The 20,182-nt window shown below is 40.3% G+C and carries 18 protein-coding genes and 1 pseudogene; 1 reads left to right on the top strand and 18 read right to left on the bottom strand.

Going from position 1 to position 20,182, the window contains the following annotated elements:
• Window positions 1-34: 34 nt before the first annotated feature.
• The 13 genes and pseudogenes from ACUW6H_RS01400 to ybeY all read right to left on the bottom strand — a co-directional run bounded on the left by ACUW6H_RS01400 (window position 35) and on the right by ybeY (window position 13,683).
• The gene (locus tag ACUW6H_RS01400) at window positions 35-4,456 is read right to left on the bottom strand and encodes a G5 domain-containing protein (RefSeq protein ID WP_454360269.1); all 4,422 of its coding nucleotides are present in this window, start codon (window positions 4,454-4,456) and stop codon (window positions 35-37) included.
• Window positions 4,457-4,649: 193 nt separating this feature from the next.
• Window positions 4,650-4,940 (bottom strand): annotated as a pseudogene (locus tag ACUW6H_RS01395) (IS30 family transposase); the annotation flags it as partial.
• 113 nt (window positions 4,941-5,053) lie between these two features.
• Window positions 5,054-5,914: an SAM-dependent methyltransferase TehB gene (tehB, locus tag ACUW6H_RS01390; RefSeq protein ID WP_454360267.1), complete on the bottom strand. Its 861-nt coding sequence runs from the start codon at window positions 5,912-5,914 to the stop codon at window positions 5,054-5,056.
• Window positions 5,915-5,928: 14 nt separating this feature from the next.
• A complete protein-coding gene (smpB, locus tag ACUW6H_RS01385; protein ID WP_001051742.1) occupies window positions 5,929-6,396 on the bottom strand; it encodes an SsrA-binding protein SmpB in 468 nt (155 codons plus the stop codon).
• Window positions 6,359-8,713, bottom strand: a complete 2,355-nt coding sequence (rnr, locus tag ACUW6H_RS01380) for a ribonuclease R (protein WP_454360264.1) — start codon at window positions 8,711-8,713, stop codon at window positions 6,359-6,361. The genes smpB and rnr overlap by 38 nt, the downstream gene beginning before the upstream one ends.
• 94 nt (window positions 8,714-8,807) lie before the next feature.
• A complete protein-coding gene (gene secG / locus ACUW6H_RS01375; RefSeq protein WP_000282517.1) occupies window positions 8,808-9,041 on the bottom strand; it encodes a preprotein translocase subunit SecG in 234 nt (77 codons plus the stop codon).
• A 39-nt stretch (window positions 9,042-9,080) separates the two neighbouring features.
• The gene (rpmG, locus tag ACUW6H_RS01370) at window positions 9,081-9,230 is read right to left on the bottom strand and encodes a 50S ribosomal protein L33 (RefSeq protein ID WP_007519517.1); all 150 of its coding nucleotides are present in this window, start codon (window positions 9,228-9,230) and stop codon (window positions 9,081-9,083) included.
• Window positions 9,221-10,429 carry a multidrug efflux MFS transporter gene (locus ACUW6H_RS01365; RefSeq protein ID WP_454360000.1) on the bottom strand — a complete coding sequence of 403 codons (1,209 nt, stop codon included), beginning with the start codon at window positions 10,427-10,429 and terminating at the stop codon, window positions 9,221-9,223. Before ACUW6H_RS01365 ends, rpmG begins: the two co-directional genes overlap by 10 nt.
• Window positions 10,416-11,021, bottom strand: coding sequence for a dephospho-CoA kinase (gene coaE, locus ACUW6H_RS01360; RefSeq protein ID WP_454359998.1), 606 nt, complete (start codon window positions 11,019-11,021; stop codon window positions 10,416-10,418). The genes ACUW6H_RS01365 and coaE overlap by 14 nt, the downstream gene beginning before the upstream one ends.
• A complete protein-coding gene (mutM, locus tag ACUW6H_RS01355; protein ID WP_454359996.1) occupies window positions 11,021-11,845 on the bottom strand; it encodes a DNA-formamidopyrimidine glycosylase in 825 nt (274 codons plus the stop codon). Before mutM ends, coaE begins: the two co-directional genes overlap by 1 nt.
• Before the next feature lie 48 nt (window positions 11,846-11,893).
• Window positions 11,894-12,793, bottom strand: coding sequence for a GTPase Era (gene era / locus ACUW6H_RS01350; protein WP_000143274.1), 900 nt, complete (start codon window positions 12,791-12,793; stop codon window positions 11,894-11,896).
• A gap of 16 nt (window positions 12,794-12,809) precedes the next feature.
• Window positions 12,810-13,205, bottom strand: a complete 396-nt coding sequence (locus ACUW6H_RS01345; RefSeq protein WP_061852190.1) for a diacylglycerol kinase family protein — start codon at window positions 13,203-13,205, stop codon at window positions 12,810-12,812.
• Window positions 13,186-13,683 (bottom strand): rRNA maturation RNase YbeY, encoded by a 498-nt coding sequence (gene ybeY / locus ACUW6H_RS01340; RefSeq protein ID WP_454359993.1) that lies wholly within the window; start codon window positions 13,681-13,683, stop codon window positions 13,186-13,188. The genes ACUW6H_RS01345 and ybeY overlap by 20 nt, the downstream gene beginning before the upstream one ends.
• A 104-nt stretch (window positions 13,684-13,787) precedes the next feature.
• Here ybeY and pavA point away from each other — a divergent pair, with 104 nt between their 5' ends.
• A complete protein-coding gene (gene pavA / locus ACUW6H_RS01335; RefSeq protein WP_129312695.1) occupies window positions 13,788-15,443 on the top strand; it encodes an Rqc2 family fibronectin-binding protein PavA in 1,656 nt (551 codons plus the stop codon).
• A gap of 199 nt (window positions 15,444-15,642) precedes the next feature.
• Here pavA and ACUW6H_RS01330 read toward each other — a convergent pair whose 3' ends face one another.
• The 5 genes from ACUW6H_RS01330 to ACUW6H_RS01310 form a co-directional block, all read right to left on the bottom strand.
• Window positions 15,643-16,374: an NAD-dependent protein deacylase gene (locus tag ACUW6H_RS01330; RefSeq protein ID WP_129312693.1), complete on the bottom strand. Its 732-nt coding sequence runs from the start codon at window positions 16,372-16,374 to the stop codon at window positions 15,643-15,645.
• Between the two features lie 153 nt (window positions 16,375-16,527).
• Window positions 16,528-17,238, bottom strand: a complete 711-nt coding sequence (gene deoD, locus ACUW6H_RS01325; RefSeq protein WP_454359990.1) for a purine-nucleoside phosphorylase — start codon at window positions 17,236-17,238, stop codon at window positions 16,528-16,530.
• A gap of 290 nt (window positions 17,239-17,528) precedes the next feature.
• Window positions 17,529-18,812, bottom strand: a complete 1,284-nt coding sequence (locus ACUW6H_RS01320) for a chloride channel protein (protein ID WP_454359988.1) — start codon at window positions 18,810-18,812, stop codon at window positions 17,529-17,531.
• A 2-nt stretch (window positions 18,813-18,814) separates the two neighbouring features.
• Complete coding sequence (locus ACUW6H_RS01315) at window positions 18,815-19,624, bottom strand: purine-nucleoside phosphorylase (RefSeq protein ID WP_454359986.1); 810 nt, start codon at window positions 19,622-19,624, stop codon at window positions 18,815-18,817.
• Window positions 19,621-20,181 carry a DUF1697 domain-containing protein gene (locus ACUW6H_RS01310; RefSeq protein WP_454359984.1) on the bottom strand — a complete coding sequence of 187 codons (561 nt, stop codon included), beginning with the start codon at window positions 20,179-20,181 and terminating at the stop codon, window positions 19,621-19,623. The genes ACUW6H_RS01315 and ACUW6H_RS01310 overlap by 4 nt, the downstream gene beginning before the upstream one ends.
• Window position 20,182 lies beyond the last annotated feature (1 nt).

Raw genomic sequence — 20,182 nt, 5'->3', positions numbered from 1 at the left:
CCTTGATAGATTTGACAAATGATAGAAAAGAGACTTATAATCTGGTAACCTTAGAAATATAGTATGGCGTTTTATTTATTCCACCATCATACTTCTTATTATTTTTCTTCAATAGGTATTTCTGATAAGGTGTAGCAACCCCATCATTAAGATAAGTTTTTACTTCAATGCCATTATCAGACACTACCCATTTGTTACTTGGTTCAATATGTAGCGGAGAAGCATATCCTCCTCGCCCACCTTTGGCAACTTCATAGAAAGCTTTGTCTGCCTGTGAATAAAACCATTCTATCGGAAATTTTTTATCATTAGCCAATTTACGCCATTGTTTCTCAGTATAATCCTTCAAAGGTACACTTACTTTTTTAGCAGGCGCGTGTAAAGCCTTAATAACATCTTCCAGTTGATAGGTTTTATCCCCTTTATATGTATTGTAATAATCTATTAATTCACCTGGGTTAAACTGGCGCACATACAAAGAGTCAGCGTTCATAACAGCTTTAGATTTTACCAGTTTAGAAAATTGATAAACATGACCATTGTAAATAATTTCTTTAATAGCAAGTTCATCATCAACAGGCACTTTACTTATCGTCTCATTACTTTCTACAAATGCCCAACCTTTATCTTTATTAAAAATTACCGCTCTTGTTAACTTCTCCGGCATTCGTTTTTTGAAATCATAAATCCAGTCACCAACTTCTTTTGGTAAATCTTTAACTGGACGACCTGGTAAATAAAGAATAAATTCTTTTCCAGGAGATTTCGCATTTGCTATTCCATAAGGTTCAGTTGTATCAATTTTCACACCATTAACAATCTTTGTTTCTCCCGCCTTAGGATAGTCCAAATCAGCTAAAGTCATCTTGTATTCATAGTCATTAACTTTAACTAGATTTTTAAATTTACCTGTAAATTTAGAAAGATACATTTGACCATTTGGATAATTTGAACCAGTAACTCCACGATTCATATCAAGGAAAGTTCCTTTGACACTACCATCTTTGGAAATGGACATTCCTGTGTACCATCCTCCGGCACCACTAGTAAAGATGAATGGTTTAGTTAGTTTTTCAAATAATTCTTCTGGATTGCGAACTAGTTCAACCTTATAATCATTTCCTAAATCAAGCTCATATTTTTTATATATTAATTTACCATCAAATAAGGTTAATTCATAATTTAATTCCTTGAATCCTTCGAGATTAAATCCAAGAGTTTTAGCTTGCTTCAAAATTTCTAATTCAGCCTTTAAGGTTAGATAACCAAACTCTTCGATGGAAATTTTTTTATCATTTATAGAAATAGTTGATGTAATAAGTTTATCATTTTTTCCAGTAATTAGATCTTTCTTATCCTCCACTGAAAGGCTTGTTCTCGAATACGAAGATTCTATTCCTAACCCTGCATTAGCAGAAATAGAAACTGTATCTATTCCTAATATTTTGGGTTTTACTTTTATTTCTGGACCACTTTGGACTGTAGCTTTAGCTTTTACTTCTCCCACTTTCATTGTATGATGGACAGCACGCTTAAATTCAGGAACCCAATTTTGTAACTTTATTGAATTTTGAATTGAATATGTACTTGATACCGAAACAGTTAAACTCCCTTCAACAGTTGTTTTAAGACTTATAGGGATATGTACTGTCACTCCCGTAACCGGTGTAGGTAAAATCAATTCTCCCAATGGAATCTCTATTTCTTCTGATGCACTAAATTCTAAAGAACCTTCTGTGGTAAAACTCAATTCATTATTGATATCAAAATTCATAAAATCTAGTTTAGGAGTCCAGAAATTTAAATCAACAGCCTCTGACCAAACCTTACCTTCAATATTAAATGATAGCGTTCCTTTGATGCTTTTATCATCATTTCTCTTACCAGACAATGAGACTGATGATGAAAAAGATCCTTCAAGAGAGACACTTCTAAATAGACTTGTATCTGTATTTGATTCTTTTTTTACAGTGACTCCTTTAGCTGGAATAAAAGTAGCACTACTAATATTAGATGACCAAGCTTTTGTGTTGATATTTTGTACAACCTCGTACAATGATGGAACACTATATTCAATAACTGATTGATTATTAATAGTGCTAATTGATTTGATTTTGATAGCTTTTGAAGTCTCATAAATCTTAGATGGTGGGACCACAAGAATATCACCTGCTCTGGCATTAATTTCTTTAGACAGTACTAATTTTTTCCCATCGTCACTTTCGCTCTGATATTGACCGTCATTAACGTAAATTACCTTGCCTTTTAGATGATAGTCCACCATATCATCTGAATATTTTCTTCCTAATTCAAAACGTCCCTTTATATTTTCAATTATCGGATCACCATAAGATAGAGCAGTGACTTTAGCTTCGAAGTCTTTAGATTTTAAAGTATAAGATTGATTAGAGATTAAATGAGCAAACATATAGCCATCAAAATCAGTATTAACTTCAGTAATTAATTTATTATCTTTATAAACTGATATAGATTTTTCTTCAAGTGCATTATTGTTACTATCGTATGCGTGTCCTGAAACAACTACATCTTTCCTAGACAACCCATTTTTGGGGGTACCTATATGATAAACTTTAGTAATTAATGGTATATCTTTGCTAATTACTAATTCCGTTTGTTGTTCTTTGTTACTTAGAACCCGTTTTTTCTTAACATTTACCGTCACATAACTAGCTTGAATATCTCGTAATTGTCGCTGACCTTCAAGCATTGTATTATTATAGACTTCTATCGTCTTGATCTGAAGCAACTTTCCTTCATCTGGTGAAGCAAGATTTAGAAACGGTGTTCTATTTTTTACTAACTCACGAACTTTTTCACGGTCAGTGACGACTGTTTTATTTTCAGATTCAGTAACCTCGACTGTATAGTAACTTGGGTTAGGAATTTTTTGTGTTGTAGCTTTGGAATCAGTAGCAAGATTCTCAGCTGAGTTCGCACTTGGTGCTACTTCACTAATGTTTGGTTGAGTTCCTATTTTCTTCGTTCCAATCAGAAGAACTTTATTTTGAGGTTCTTCTCTTGTTTCTGAGATTGTTTCCTGTACAGTTTCTACATTATCCACTAGGGTAATCTTTTTAGTAGAAACTTTCTTCCCAAGTTTCCCTTCTGTTTCTACCTTAGTCACACCTTCAGCTAAAGTGCTATCCTTCTTAACAACCACTTCAAACGGAATGTCTTCTGTAGAGCGTATAGTACGAATAACTTTTTTGGCTTTAACTATTGTGGACTCTGCAATAGTTTCCAAGCTAGAGCTTGAAGTCTCAACTGGAGCTGGAATTTCTTCTTTTTTATCCTCTCTTACTGATGATTCTGTTGAAGGTACTGTTCCTAGATTTTCAATTTCTGAATTTTTTTCAACTGTTTGTTTAGCAGGGGTTGGGGTAGTTTTAGCTGGCGTCTCATCTTCCACAACTTCCTCAGACAATATTTCCACTAATGTAGATGGGATGACAACATTTGTTCCCTTAAGAATGTCAGCAGTTGTTTTTTCTTCATATACAGTATCTTTCTTGTAAACTTCAGTTACAGTTCGAATTATAACTGGCTGACCATTCTGAACTTCTCGTGTTTCAACAGGTTGACTCGTGCTAACTTTTATATAACCAGTGACATCTTCTAAAGTTTTCCCAGAATCATCCACTTTAATAATTTTATCAATAACTTTAGGGTCTACAGGCTTAACTGGTTCATCTTCTTTTGGTGGCATTATTGGTTTAATAGGCTCCACTTTACCACTACTACCATCATCAATAGCATCTTTCCCAGGATTATCCGTTGGAACAATAGTATCCTGAATTTTATTTTCCTTTGCTGGAAGTGAAGTTGCAGGTGTAGTTGGATTCATATCTAGATCTTTTCCATCAATGTAACCTACAAACCGATATCCAGAAATATTCACTTTACCATCTGGGAGAGTTGTACCTACTGTTATCATTTCGGTATGGTTATAGTTAGATAAAGTAGCAACAGTCAAAGCAGATACAGTTGTTACCGTCAAAGCTCCTCCAACCAAAGAGATTGACAAAATACTCTTGACAATCTTCTTATCTGAGTTACCAGATTTTTTTATGATATAAGCAACCAACAGTAGACCTGTTCCAATAATAGAAGCCAAGGACAATGCATTACTTCCAGTATCTGGTAAAATATCATTTGTAGTATCTCTACGATAGATAACAAACAAATCTGAACCATCTACAAGATCCTTTGGTAACTCGTTTACAATAAGTTTTTTCTCTATTTCTGTTAGCTCATCCATAGTAGCATATTTATAGTTTACTGTAATATCTGTTTCAGTAGCTGAAGCTGTTTCAAGAGGAAGTGAAGAAAAGCCAATAATCCCAATAACTGCAGACACTACCCCAATGCCTGAAACTTTTCTGAGACTAAACCTTCTTCTGCGTTCATATACATTTAACTTATCTTTTTGTTTCATATTTATCTCCTTTTATATCGATATTCCAGTTCCGTATATTTAAAACAAAAATTCTCACATCATTCATATTTTACAACCAATACAACTATTTTGTCAAGCGCTTTCATTTTTCGTTAGCAAATTAGGAACAAATCAAATTGTTCAGTTCAAGTTAGACAGCAAGAAGAATTTCTCTGAGCGACTTGTAGTACAATCATTTTTTAGGATAGTTGTTATTCCAATTTTCAATGAAAGCGACTTCTTTGGGAGTCGTTTTCTTAGTTCATTTATGTAACCATCTATGAATGAGCCTGTTGTGATTGTCATTAGTTCTTCTTTCCAAAGAGGAACAGGGATATGCATAGTAGATATGTTTCTTAGAAAACACATCAGACAAGTGGTTGAATCCTGTTCAATTATCTGTCGTGATGGAAAGAATTTAATGCTGTTTTAAGATGAATTTTAGAGCCTGATTGACAGAATCAGCGCTTTTATTTGAAATCAATAAGACTGTCTCACGTTTGATTTCAGTATGGACAGTTTAAAGAGCTCTTTTCCAAGTAAAGAAGCAATTTTTCTATTTGATTCCCCTTCTTTTTTCCCGACCTTCGTGTATGTTTATTTTACTTTTTTGGCTAACATAGTCGCAAAGCGTAGTTGAATGCGATTACCATTTTCATCACGACGGTGCAAGTGTCCTGGATTTTCATTGTACTTAATGAATTCCCAATCCTTGTAGTAGTCCGCCAACTCCCCTTCTTTAAAGGTGAATGGGAAGTTGACTGAGCAAGGATAATCCTCTGTATCCATGGCACAGACGATAAGGTTATAGCCACCGACCGTAGTGTGCTCCTGCATATTTTTGATAATAGCTGGAATGCGGTCCGCTTGTAGGAACATCAGAACAACTGTCGATACGATGAAATCATAGTCTTGGCTAATGCTGGCTGAATTGATATCGTATAGTCCGACAGGCATGTCTAGATCCTCTTGCTCTACGATGCTTTGCAAGATTTCAAGGGACAATTCATTTTGATCCACAGCTGTCACATCAAAACCATTCTGTGCGAGAAAGAGAGAGTTACGCCCCTGACCACAACCCAAATCCAAGGCTCTTCCTGGTTTCACCGTCTGCATAGCCTCTAGGACCTCTGAATGGACTGGATTGGTCTGGTATTTCTTAGGGAAATAATCCTTAGGTTTACAATAAAATTCCAAGTACCACTCTACATCGTCTGTTGCAGCCTCTACTTGGTGCCAGGCTTGCGGTTGCGCCATGGGATTGTCAGCCCCTGCCTCAAAGAGGTGCTCAGCTAGAACCTCACCATCTTCAGTCAATTCAATAAACTTGAGAGCCCCTTTCAACACAGTAATTTTTCCCCAAGTGCCGACTTTAGTATTGTGCTTTTGCTGGACAGCTTCAGGCATGGTTTGTTTATTCCACAAGGGCATCCGTTTATAGGCAATTAATTTTTCCATTTTACTTCCTCTTCTTAACGCTGGTTGACAGCTTTCATCACACGCGCGATGTCGCGGTTTTGTTCACGACGTTTGATTGACTCCCGTTTGTCATAGTCATGTTTCCCTTTAGCAAGTCCTAAAAGGAGTTTAGCATAACCATCTTTGATATAGACTTTAAGGGGAACAAGGGTCATTCCTGTCCCTTTGGTCTCCTGTTCCAATTTTTGAATTTGCTTCTTATGGAGCAGGAGTTTACGACGGCGTTCTGGTTCCTGGTTCCAGATATTGCCCTCTTCGTAAGGGGCGATATGAACATTGCTCAGCCAGACTTCCCCATTTTTTACTTGAGCAAAGCCGTCCTTGAGATTGATTCGAGCAGCTCGAACGCTCTTGATTTCCGTTCCGGTCAGGACCATTCCTGCCTCTAGCGTATCTACGATTGTATAGTCGTGGTGCGCCTTTTTATTTTGTGCGACGACCTTTCCCTCGCCCTTTGCCATGCTTGGCTCCTTTCTTAGCTACTTCCTTGTAAAAAGGTTTCTTGCCTTTTTTCTTTTTATCTTTTTGTGAATGCTTGTGCTTATCATTTGAGCGCCCTGATTTTCTCTTGTCTTCCTTCTTGTCTGAACGACGACTTGAACCACGACCTCTTTCTTTGCGACCAGCTTGTTTCAAGCCTTTTTCAATGACATCAAACTCACTTGGGATATAAGAGAAGTCAATCTCACCTGTCATCTTATCGGCTCTTTCAACTCGAATGCGAATCTGCTGTCCTACACGGAAGGTTGTGCCCGATTTCTCCCCACGGAGAGTCAAATCCCGCTCATTGAAATGATAAAATTCAGGCAAATTGGTAATGTGAATCAAGCCTTCGACTGTATTTGGCAATTCGACAAAAAGACCAAACTTAACGATGCTGGATACAACCGCATCATATTCTTCACCCACGTATTCTTCCATGTACTCAGCCTTTTTCATGGCTTCTACTTCACGCTCAGCCTCGATGGCACGACGCTCACGGTTGGAAGACTGGGTTGCAATCTCTGGAATCACTTGTTCAAAATGCTCTGCTATTTCCTTAGAACGCCCATAGTCGCGAATCATCCGATGGACTAGAAGGTCAGGATAACGGCGAATGGGGCTGGTGAAGTGAGTGTAATAGTCTGCAGCAAGACCATAGTGACCGTGGTTATGCTCTGAATAACGAGCCTGTTGCATGGAACGGAGAAGCATCATGGATAATACATCCGCATAAGGTTCTCCCTCAACCGCACGCATGATATCTTGAAGTGCCTCCTGGCTAATCTCACTGGCAGTCCCATAAATTCGCAAACCAAAGCTCGAAGCGTAATCAATAAACTTCTGAACTTTTTCAGCCTTAGGCTCCTCGTGAATCCGATAGATAAAAGGTAGGTCCAGCTTGCTGAAGTGCTCGGCAACCGTTTCGTTGGCTATCAACATGAAGGACTCGATCATCCGCTCGGCAATACCACGCTGACGAAGAACGATATCAACAGGCTTACCTTTTTTATCCACTAAAATCTTAGCTTCACTGGTATCAAAATTGAGAGCTCCACGTTTCACACGCATGCTTTCTAAAGTTTCATGAAGCTTGGCCATGAGTTCGATACTAGGAACAATTTTCTTAAACTCTTGTCTCTGTTCCTCATCGCCAGCTAGGATGTCATTGACAGCGCTATAGGTCATACGAAAACTAGTCTTGATAACCGTTTGTGTGATGGTGTAGTTGACTACACGACCATGTTTATCAATTTCCATAATGGCAGACTGGGTCAAGCGATCGACTTGAGGATTGAGAGAGCAGATGCCATTTGATAAACGCTCTGGAAGCATTGGAACCACTCGGTCTGTTACATAGACAGAAGTCGCGCGGTTAAGGGCTTCCTTGTCAAGTGCAGAACCCTCTGTCACATAGTAGGAAACATCCGCGATGTGAACCCCGAGTTCCATATTGCCATTTTTCAAAGGCTTGATGTGAACGGCGTCGTCCAAGTCCTTGGCATCCGCTCCGTCAATGGTAAAAGTAAGCTCATCTCTTAAATCAAGACGACCTTCCATATCCTTCTCTGATGGAGCATTCGGCACACTTTCAGCCTCCTTGAGAGCAGCTTCCGGGAATTCTGAGACAATATCCATGGATTCCAAAACTTCAAGGACATCAATCCCAGCATCAGTCGAGTGTCCCACCACGTCCAACACACTAGCAACAAAGAAATCATGTTTCTTACTTGGGTATTTGTCAATAAAGACCTTGAGAACTTCAGTACCTTCCAACTTGATAGCCGGTTTCTTCACATAGATCGGTTGGCTAATTTTTTGATTTTTGGAACGAATATAGCCAGCATACTTGGGCTTTTCCTGATCTAGAACGATTTGCCCGACAACGGTTGTCAAACTGTGTTCTAGGATATCAATAATTTTGGCTTCTGCTGCCGTTCCCTTATTACGATCAGCAACTTTCTTAATGACGACCTCAACGGTATCGCCATCAATGGCATAGTTGACATCGTTTTTTCCTACAAAAAGGTCGTCCTCTTCACCTTCCAGACTGACAAAGCCAAAGCCATTTTTATGGGCATGAAAAACCCCTTTGAGAGTGATTTCATGTTTCTTCTTCTGGTCCAAGGTGAGGCTACCATCTTCTCCAAATCGAATCTGGTGCTTTCTTTCCATCAGAGACAGGGTCTTAATCAACTCACGGAAATCCTTGGATCCATCCTTTCCGAGAGCCTGAGCTAGGTCATTTACCGTCACTCGCCCCTTCTCTTGCAAATATTCTTTAATTTTATCTTTCATGTTTTCTTTCTAGATTTTTATAATTTTTTGAGTGATAACTTTAGTAAACATCATTCAAAATAAAAATAGGCTAAGACCTAGTCTCGCCCATTTCTTATCTACTTGATAATACCGTCAATGCTAAGGCAATGGCTAGCCAGAAAAAGACTAAAATACCTGTCAAACGTTGCATCACAGCTTCAAAACCACGCGCTTTACTACGTTCAAACAAATCACCTGAGCTGGCATCAAATACATTGCTGGATTGGTTCTTGGTTGGTTGCATGAAAATCGCAATCACAATCACAACAGATAATACTAATAAAATGGTTAATAATAGGTTATACATATCAAACTCCTTAAAATCCCTATTATTTTACCATAAATTCTACTTAGATTCAAGATGTAAAGTTACTTTTCTTTCCTTTGGACAATATTTTAACACTTCAATCTTGTCTGGATGGGTTTTTGAGTTCTTACTAGTTAGATAATTCATGCTACCACAAGAGGAGCATTTGAGATTAATTTTTACTCGCACGAGATTTCCTTTACTTTTAATAATGATCTAAATTGAACTAAGTTACATAAACAACTGAAAGCCACACAAGCAGCCGTCGCATAAAAAACAGAGTGGTAGCCGTATTGCCCCGCGACTGCTGAACCAGTCATAGGGCCAACAACACCTCCAAGGTAGAAAAAGACTTGGTTAAAGGCAAAAATCCTTGAAATGCCAGCTTTGGGAGTCATTTTGCTAAGCAAGGCATTGATACCTGGTATCAGAGCACCCGTTCCTAAACCAAAGAGAAAACGATACAAACCGAGTTCAAGAGGACTGGTCGCACTGGCACACAGAATGTAGATGATGACTGAATACATCTGAGCCAGAATAAGAAGTCGATGATTCCCTAGCTTATCACCAAGCTTTCCCATCACTCCAGCGCTCATCATACTAGAAAATCCCATACTAGATACAATCAAGCCTGAGATGAAGAGGAGATTTTCGTTCTGCCCTAAGTCCCGCACATAGAGAGCCAAAATGGGACCAATGGATTGAGCTGAAAATTGTATGACAAAGGTAGTCAAAAATAAACTAATCAAAAGATGAGAGTGCTTGATTGAAGCGAACAATTCCTTTGTTGGTATTGCTTTCTCCTTAGCTATTGGCTGAAAATCCTCCTTGATAAAGAAAATGGTTAAGAGTGCAGCTAAAAACAAGAAGGCACCAATCAACAGAAAAACATTTCGAATACCAAAAATTTCAGCAACCAGGCCCCCAACAAAGGGACCCGTTAGGGTTCCAGCTACTACTCCCGTTGATAAAGTCCCCAAAGCATAGCCAGACTTATCCTTAGGAACTTGACTGGCTATTAAAGCCGTCGCATTTGGTACGAAACCTGTAAATACACCATTTAGTAATCTAAGAAAGATTAGCCAATAGATATTCGGCACGAAGGCCAAACCTCCCATAGTAATGGTCATGGCAAGGCCTGCTCGAATCATCATGGGTTTTCGACCGTACTTGTCAGCAAGAATGCCCCAGATTGGAGAAACTAAAGCTGCGGAAACAGCTGAAACTGAGATGGCTAATCCAGCATAGAAAGCAACTTGATCCTGCTCGATTCCCAACTGCTCCACAAAGATAGGCATGAAAGGGACGACTAAGGATATACTGGCCCCAGTTAGAAAACTACCAAACCAGGCGACACGAAGATTCTCTTTCCAACTAATCTCTTGCACAGCTATCGCCTCCTTCAAGTAACTTGACTACTTGACTTACAAGCTGATCACGACTGCCATTATTATCTAATATACGACTCGCTAGTTTTTTCTTTTCTTCTAAAGACCACTGGGCGGAAAGACGAGACTCGGCAACTTCCTTAGAAAGATGATCCCGTTTCATGAAACGTTCTAATTGGATATCATAGTCAACATAGACCAGCCACGTTTCATCAAACCAGTTGGCATATCCCTGTTCAAAAAGCAGGGGAATATCCATGAAAAAAATTGCTTCTGTCTGAGCTAACTGATCTCGCAATGCTTCCAGTTCCTCACGAATGATCTCTCCTTGTGTTTGCTTAGACCATTCCCGCTCTTCAGGATTTGAAAAGATAAGACTAGCTAGGAGAGGGCGATTGAGTTCTCCATTTTCTAAGATAATTTCCTGACCAAAATGCTGGACTAAGACCTGATATAGGCGACCCCCAGGTTTTTGTAGATCATGGACGACTGCGTCGGCATCCACCACTTGAAAACCTTTCTGTCTCAAAAAATTTGTCACAGTTGACTTACCCGAGGCAATTCCTCCTGTGGTTCCAATGATTTTCCCCATCAGTCCCTCCTTTGACACTGAGGACAAAAATGAGTTCCCCTTCCACCGAGCTGGAATTTCTCAATGATGGTGCCACAGCGTGAACATGCTTGACCAGTCTTATCATAGACCTGATGAAAATCCTGCATGGTTCCATCTTCCCCAAAGGCATTGGTATAGGTCCGAATGGTGGAACCACCCTTTTCGACTGCCTGTCCCAAAACAGCAATGGTCTGGTCATGAATAGCTGACGCTTCCTCTGCTGTCAAAGTCTGGGAAGATCTAGCTGGATGAACCTGAGCTCGCCAGAGAACCTCATCCACATAGATATTTCCAAGACCAGCGACCAAGGTCTGGTCTAGGAGGTGGGATTTTACAGGCTTTTTAGACTTGGCTAAGGTAGCTTGAAAGACCTGCAAATCAAAGTCCTGTTCTCTTGGCTCAGGACCTAGTTTCTTAGAAATAAAGTAGGTATCCAATAGGTCGGGTGCCAGCAGTTCCATAGTACCAAACTTGCGTACGTCCTCATATACAAGAGTGCCACCATCCTCAAAATGAAAGAAAACATGGGCGTGCTTGCGTTCAGGAACCTGGTCTGGATAGTAAAAATACTTGCCCTCCATCCGTAGATGCGAAATCAAGACTTTGTCTGTTAGGTAAAAAAGTAGATATTTGCCACGGCGCCCCATGGACTCAATTACTTGACCAGGCACTTCCTTTCGAAACTCGTCCAAATCCGTCTTGATCATCTTAGGATAAGTAATCTCTACACTCGAAATCTTCTTTCCCAAAATCAATTTTTCTAAGCCACGACGAATCGTTTCAACCTCAGGTAATTCAGGCATAACTCCTCCTTCTGTAAAAACAAGAAGCAGGCATGAGCCCACCTCTACTTAGTATTCTTTTTCATTGTAGCCAAAGTCAGCCAAATCTAGCTTTTTATCACGCCAGTTTTTCTTGACCTTGACCCAAGTTTCTAGGAAAACCTTGTCCCCTAGCATGAGTTCGATATCACGACGGGCCATGGTCCCAATTTTCTTAAGCATGGCGCCACCTTTACCGATGATAATACCTTTTTGACTATCACGCTCGACCATGATGGTTGCCCGGATATGAACCTTGTCGGTCTCCTCATCACGCTTCATAGAGTCCACCACAACTGCAACTGAGTGGGGAATCTCTTCTCTAGTTAGGTGTAGGACTTTCTCACGGATCATTTCAGAAACCAAGAAACGCTCTGGATGGTCTGTGATTTGATCAGCTGGGAAATACTGGAAACCTTCCTCAAGATTTTCACTGAGGATGTCAATTAGACGAGAAACGTTATTTCCTTGAAGGGCTGAGATAGGGACAATTTCCTTAAAGTCCATCTGGTTACGGAAGTCATCAATCTGAGCCAAAAGCTGATCTGGGTGAACCTTGTCAATCTTATTGACTACCAAAATAACTGGAACCTTGGCAGCCTTCAGACGCTCGATAATCATATCGTCGCCCTTACCACGTGGCTCATCAGCTGGCACCATGAATAGAACAGTATCCACTTCACGCAGAGTACTGTAGGCAGATTCCACCATGAAATCTCCAAGAGCCGTCTTAGGCTTGTGAATCCCAGGTGTGTCGATAAAGACGATTTGCTCCTTATCCGTGGTGTAAATCCCCATGATTTTATTGCGCGTTGTTTGCGCCTTGTCACTCATGATAGCAATCTTTTGCCCCATGACGTGATTCAAAAAAGTTGACTTCCCAACATTGGGACGTCCTAAAATGGCTACAAATCCTGATTTAAATGTCATAATTTCCTCTTAATCTTTAAAATAATAAATCCCAAATGCGTGGGAGAAAGATAAGTGCACCAATCACCGCGGCAAGAAGAGAAACCACCAGCACGGCTCCTGCCGCCATGTCCTTGGCTTTCTTTGCCAACATAGAAAAGTGATAGTGACTGGCTAGATCCACCACATTTTCGATAGCGGAGTTAATAATCTCAAAGGCCACTACCAAGAAAATGCTCATTAGGAGAAAGAGCCATTCGATTCGTGACACCTGAAAAACAAAACCTGCAAGGATGACTACTAGAGCCGTCACTGCATGCTTTCGCATATTGCGTTCTTCCTTGATAGCAGTCAGAATGCCTGTCAGGGCAAATTCTAAACTAGAAATCAGGTCACGATTTTTCCATTTTCGTTTATTGTCTTGTGAGTCCATAGGCTGTCAAAATTTCTTCTTGTAAACCGAACATCTCCGCTTCTTCTTCCGGAGTGTAGTGATCGTAGCCGTTGATATGTAAAAAGCCGTGTACTGCCAAGAAGCCCATCTCACGCTCAAAGCTGTGACCGTAATCCTCAGCCTGCTCATGCGCTTTATCGATAGAGATGAACAGTTCCCCAATATAGGCATCGAACTCAGACATCATTTCTGCTAATTCAGGATTTTCAAGCAGATCTTCCTCATCAAAGGAAATGTCCAATTCTGGTTTATATTCAAGGCTAATGACATCTGTCGGGCGATCTGTATCACGGTACTCGAGGTTGAGTTCATGGCTACGCTCATTGGTCACAAAAGTAACTGCCATCTCCTTGTCTTCTTTTCCTATTTTTTGGGCTGCGAATTCCAAAATTTCTTGGGTTTGGTGCAAGATTTCTTGTGAAACTTGACCAGTTTCATCTACCATTTCAATATACATGTACTTCTCGATTCTCTTTACTTGGCTTTATTATACCATATTTCCATGATTTTATTCTACCTTTTTGATATAATACTATGGAATACAATCACAAGGAGAGAACGATGTCATTTGACGGATTTTTTTTACACCACATGATTGAGGAATTGCGAAGAGAGTTAGTCAATGGTCGCATCCAGAAAATCAATCAACCTTTTGAACAAGAATTGGTCTTGCAAATCCGCAGTAATCGCCAAAGCCATCGCTTGCTCCTCTCTGCTCATCCCGTTTTTGGACGCATTCAGCTGACCCAAACGACTTTTGAAAATCCTGCCCAGCCTTCTACCTTTATCATGGTGTTGAGGAAATATTTACAAGGCGCCGTAATTGAGTCGATCGAGCAAGTGGAAAATGACCGTATTGTGGAAATCACGGTTTCCAATAAAAACGAGATTGGAGATCATATTCAAGCGACTCTCATTATCGAGATTATGGGCAAACACAGTAATATTCTCCTCGTGGATAAAAGTAGCCATAAAATCCTCGAAGTCATCAAACACGTCGGCTTTTCACAAAATAGCTACCGCACCTTGCTCCCAGGGTCAAGCTATATCGCTCCACCAAGCACCGAATCCCGCAACCCTTTTACTATCAAGGATGAAAAACTCTTTGAAATCTTGCAAACCCAAGAACTAACTGCAAAAAATCTTCAAAGTCTCTTTCAAGGTCTGGGACGCGATACAGCAAATGAATTGGAAAGGCTTTTGGTTCGTGATAAACTTTCTACCTTCCGTAACTTTTTCGGACAAAAAACTAAGCCTTACCTGACGGAGACTTCCTTCAGTCCAATTCCTTTTGCCAATCGTATAGGAGAGCCTTTTGCCAGTCTTTCGGATCTCTTAGATACCTATTATAAGGATAAAGCCGAGCGCGACCGCGTCAAACAGCAAGCTAGCGAACTCATTCGCCGTGTTGAAAATGAACTTCAGAAAAATCGCCACAAACTCAAAAAACAAAAAAAAGAATTACTGGCGACAGATAATGCTGAGGAATTTCGCCAAAAGGGGGAATTGTTGACAACCTTCCTTCACCAAGTACCTAATGACCAAGATCAGGTTACCTTGGATAACTACTACACCAATCAACCTATCACCATTGCTCTTGATAAGGCCCTGACTCCCAGTCAGAATGCTCAACGCTATTTTAAACGTTACCAGAAACTCAAAGAAGCTGTCAAATACCTTACTGAGCTGATTGAGGAAACCAAGGCAACCATTCTCTATCTAGAAAGTGTTGAGACTGTTCTCAATCAAGCTGGGCTGGAGGAAATCGCTGAAATCCGTGAAGAATTGATCCAAACAGGCTTTATTAGAAGACGCCAACGCGAAAAAATCCAGAAACGCAAAAAACCAGAACAGTATCTAGCGAGCGATGGCAAAACCATTATCTATGTTGGACGAAACAACCTGCAAAATGAGGAATTGACCTTTAAAATGGCCCGCAAAGAAGAACTCTGGTTCCATGCCAAGGACATCCCTGGAAGCCATGTCGTTATCTCAGGAAATCTCAATCCTTCTGACGAAGTCAAGACAGATGCGGCGGAACTGGCTGCCTATTTCTCCAAAGGGCGCTTGTCAAATCTCGTGCAGGTGGATATGATTGAAGTCAAGAAACTCAACAAACCAACTGGTGGAAAACCTGGCTTTGTAACCTACACAGGACAAAAGACCCTCCGCGTTACACCAGACCCAGAAAAAATCGTATCCATGAAAAAATCCTGATCTCACTTGAAATCAGGATTTTCTTTTACATTTTACTCTGCAATCAAGGTTTCCAAACCAACCTTCATCATATCGGTGAAGGTGTTTTGATTTTCCCAGCCAGTTTTTAATAACTCTCAAAGAGCAAGATTTTGGTCAATAAATGAAATAGTTTTCTCTTTCAAGTAACAAGGTTTTGTTGCTATCTTCTAAAATTCTTTTATAGTCTCAATTTCGAAAAGACTTCCCCAATCTTGCCTTCAATGACCAATGTAGCTTGGCTGTCTTGTGGAATACTGGTTTTATTGATAAGGACCAGATTTGTCCCAGAAAAATAGTTTACTAGGCTAGCTGCAGGATAAACAACCAAGGAAGTCCCACCAATAATCAGCAAGTCTGCTTGCCGAATAGCTTGTGCAGCTTGGCTAAAGACATCCATGTCAAGTGATTCTTCATACAAGGTCACGTCAGGCTTGACCACCTTGCCACAGTCTAAGCAGTGGGGAACAAGTCCCTCAAGGGCCAGAAAAGCAGTTAAGTCATAGAAACGTTGACAACCTAGGCAGTAATTCAGGTCCGCGCTCCCATGCAATTTAAAGACTTTTTGGGAGCCAGCCATTTCATGAAGACTATCGATATTTTGTGTCACAACAGCCTTTAGCTTACCTGTCTTTTCCAAAGCAGCTAGATAAGTATGAGCAGCATTAGGTTTGGCTTCTGGATAAATCAGGTACTTCTTATAAAAGTCAAAAAAATCTTCTGGATAGCGCTCAAACATGGTCCGAGAAACGAGTTGCTCTGCCGTAAAATGACGACCTAACTGATGACTATAAACACCATCTGAACTACGAAAATCTGGGATATTAGACTCTGTTGACACTCCTGCCCCTCCAAAGAAAACAATCCGTTGGCTTTGATCTATCAAGTCTTGTAATTGTTCAATTTTATCCATCACATTTCTCCTTAAGCTGGGTTCTAAAAAAGTTGAAAACCAATAGCTCCAGCAATCTGATTTTCAACTCTTTCTTTATCATTTCTGATATATTTGAGATTAAAGCATTTGAATCAATCTTAGAAATAACCTTATCTCAAAGTAATACGATGTTTACTCTGCAATCAAAGTTTCCAAACCAACCTTCATCATATCAGTGAAGGTGTTTTGGCGTTCTTCTGCAGTGGTGTCTTCATCTGGATTGACCAAGCTATCAGAAATGGTCATGATTGCAAGAGCATCAACGTGGTGTTGGGCAGCGAGATAGTAAAGGGCTGCTGCTTCCATTTCCACAGCCTTAACTCCCCATTTACCAAGCTCGATGTTCTTTTCAAAGTAGTTTGAGTAAAAGACATCTGATGACAAGACGTTCCCAACGTGGGTGGTCATACCGTGTTCTTTTGCAATATGGTAGGCCTTGTCTAGCAAATCAAAGCTAGCGATTTGTGGAAAATCATACTGTGGCCAGTCGTTGCGGATGATGTTTGAGTTAGTCGCAGCTGCTTGCGCCAAGACCAATTCACGAATGTGAACATCTTCATTTAATGAACCCGCAGTTCCCACACGGATCAATTTTTTCACACCGTAGTCCACAATCAACTCACGCGCATAAATCGAAATGGACGGCATCCCCATCCCAGTTCCCATGACAGATACACGGTGACCCTTATAAGTACCAGTGTAACCAAACATGTTACGTACTTCGTTAAAACAAACAGCATCTTCAAGGAAATTCTCCGCAATAAACTTAGCACGAAGAGGATCCCCAGGAAGAAGAATTTTATCAGCAATTTCACCCTGCTGAGCAGCAATATGGATAGACATAATTTATGATACAAAGAGCGACAAGAAAACGACTGAAAATTAGGAATCTGACGAGAAATCCTGATTTCTCAGTCAGATTATCTATTTTCCGAGTTTTCCGCTCGTGTTCAAATTAGAACACCTTGCTCTACCTTTCTTTATTTATTTTTATATTTCATAGCTTGGAAAAATCGTATTCAATCATGACTCCGATAAGCCTACTACATTTTTATTTAAAACAGTTATTGATAAACTGACAATAGTTTTTAATCTTTTAAGATAAATCCTTGATTAGAAGAAACGGGTATTTGCTACCTAATTACTTTATCCTTTGACATCTTACACAGTATACTAGCCCAAGGAAAACGGTCTAACACTTGTGCAAAACCATAAGCTAGGAAAGCCGTTACTAAGAGATACGGAAGAGAATCTAAACCTAGCCCAGTGAAACCTATAACTAATCCAGTTGCAGAAATGGGCGCCCTCAAAGTCACAGATAAAAAGCAAACCGATCCCAAAAGTAAAACGGTTGGCTGGCTGTCCAAACCTAGAATCATGCCCAAGAGAGCGGCTCCAGCCATCCCCAAGGCAAAAGATGGCGTAAGTGTACCACCATAAGCCCCTGCCCACAGAATAATAAGAACGACCACTGCTTTTAGGATAAACATGAGAAGCACTGTTTTGCCATCGCTACCATTTAAAACTTCCTGAGCCATCATGCGTCCATTGCCAAGTAGATGTGGAAAATAACTTGCCAATCCAGCAAGAAAAAGAAAAGCTGTAGGCAATGTGAGAAGTATTCGTTTATCTTTTATTCTGTTTGAAGACACTTCTTTACTTAAGCGACCAAAAAGCCAAGCTAGTGGGGTTAAGAAAAGAATTAATAAGGGAATAACCCACACTTCCTTTAATGACCATGCAATAGCTGGAATCTGGTAGAGAGCATGATCTGAAATAACCAATCCTGCTATATAGGTTGACACATAGGTAGTCAAACCGACAAAGACAAATCGCTTGATAGATAATGTAATTCCTAGAGTCTCAAAAACGAAGAAAACACTTGTTAATGGAACCTGATAGACAGCCGCTAAACCAGCACCAGCACCACAAGCAAGGAGAAAGATGCGATCCTTCATAGACAGTATACATATTTTTCCAATTGGCCCTGCAAATAGGGTTCCAATCTCTCGTGGCGCAGCTTCTTTGCCAATAGGCGCTCCCCCTCCAACTGCAATAATCTGCCAAATTGAATGAAATAGCTGTCTTAAAAAATGAAGCTTGTATTGTGAAGTCTCATCCTTCATCTGAGCTTTGATGGAATAAATCTTCGACCCTTTTTGCAAGAAGTACCAGACTAAGGACGAGCTAAGACCCACGATTATTAAACTTAGTCCTATCCGTGAGGAGGAAACTCCATCGGTCAAAAATCCATTATGATGCTCTGACTGACCAAAAGCTAGCCCCTCCACCATCTCTAAAAGATAATGGAGAAATATACCAGATAAACCCGAAACTATTCCTTGCAGAATTACTGCTATGAATAATCTAAAATTATAAGGGATTTTTCGAAAAATACTCCTCAATTCTATTAACATGATTACAATTCAGCAAGAATCGCTTTAAGCAAGCCTTTGAAGTCACCTTTAACACGCTCTGTCACTTCCACAACTTCCTCGTGGTTGAGTTCTTCTTGGAAACCAGCAGCATGGTTAGTGATACATGAAATACCGAGAACTTTCAAGCCTGAGTGAGCGGCCACAATAACTTCAGGAACAGTGGACATACCAACTGCATCTGCTCCCAGTGTCTTATAGGCGCGAATTTCTGCTGGGGTTTCATAAGTCGGACCTGTTACACCAATATAGACACCTTCATCAAGCTTGATACCAAGTTTCTTAGCCACTTCATGGGCAGTAGCATGATATTCTGGTGTGTAGGCTTTAGACATATCAGGGAAACGTGGACCAAAATCATCCAAGTTTTCACCCATCAATGGGTTCTGCCCCGTCATATTGATATGGTCTGAGATAGCCATCAAAGTACCAGGACCAAATCCAATACCTCCAGCTGCATTGGTTACAATGACACCTTCACATCCAAGAACTTTCATCACACGTACTGGGAAAGTCACGACTTCAAGAGGATTTCCTTCATAGAAATGGAACCGACCTTGAAGAGCCAAGACCTTGCGACCTGCAAGTTCTCCATATACCAATTTACCAGCGTGACCGACTACTGTCGAACGGCCCCAGTTTGGAATATCTGCATAGTCTACTACAACAGGATTTTCGATTTCTTCTGCCAATTCTCCCAGACCTGATCCAAGGATTAAACCAAACTCAGGCGCTTGGATACCCTTTTCTTTCAGGAAAGCAGCTGTTTCTTTGATCTTATCTAAAAATGTCATTCTGTGTCTCCTTTATTATTTTTTAGCATTTGACCGATTTTGTCAAAAGTTTTAGCATTGCGAATGGTGATGTTGCGATAAAAAGGCATCTTGAGCAAGTACTTATGATAGGCAGTTGCATAGTAGGATTCCTCAGAGAATTTCCCCCAGAAAATCCCAAGTCTTCCAAAATGAACCACTTCATCTTTCAGTTCCAAACTGTCCACTTTCTCGAGCACTTGATCCACATCCAAGCTCTCCGTGTAGAAGAGCACATCTTTTCGAGCTAGGTCTTTGGTCCACCAATCTGGCAGATTTTCCAGCTCTGCTTCATAGTCTTTCTGACTCAGCAAGGAAAAGTTCTGAATAAATGGATAATGAACTTCAAAGAAAGCCTCTAACTTTTCAACCAATCGGGCTTTGGGGTCTGTCGAAGTAAAGAAAATGTTGCCACTGTTGATGTAGGTTTCAACCTTTCCCAGTCCCAACTCTGTCAATTCTTGACGAAGTTGCGCCATGACAACCTTATTTTTCCCACCGACATTAATTCCCCGAACAAGTAAAGCATAGCGCGTCATC

The organism is Streptococcus sp. 151470009-6, assembly GCF_053628175.1.
This window is presented reverse-complemented; position numbering and strand designations above follow the sequence as displayed.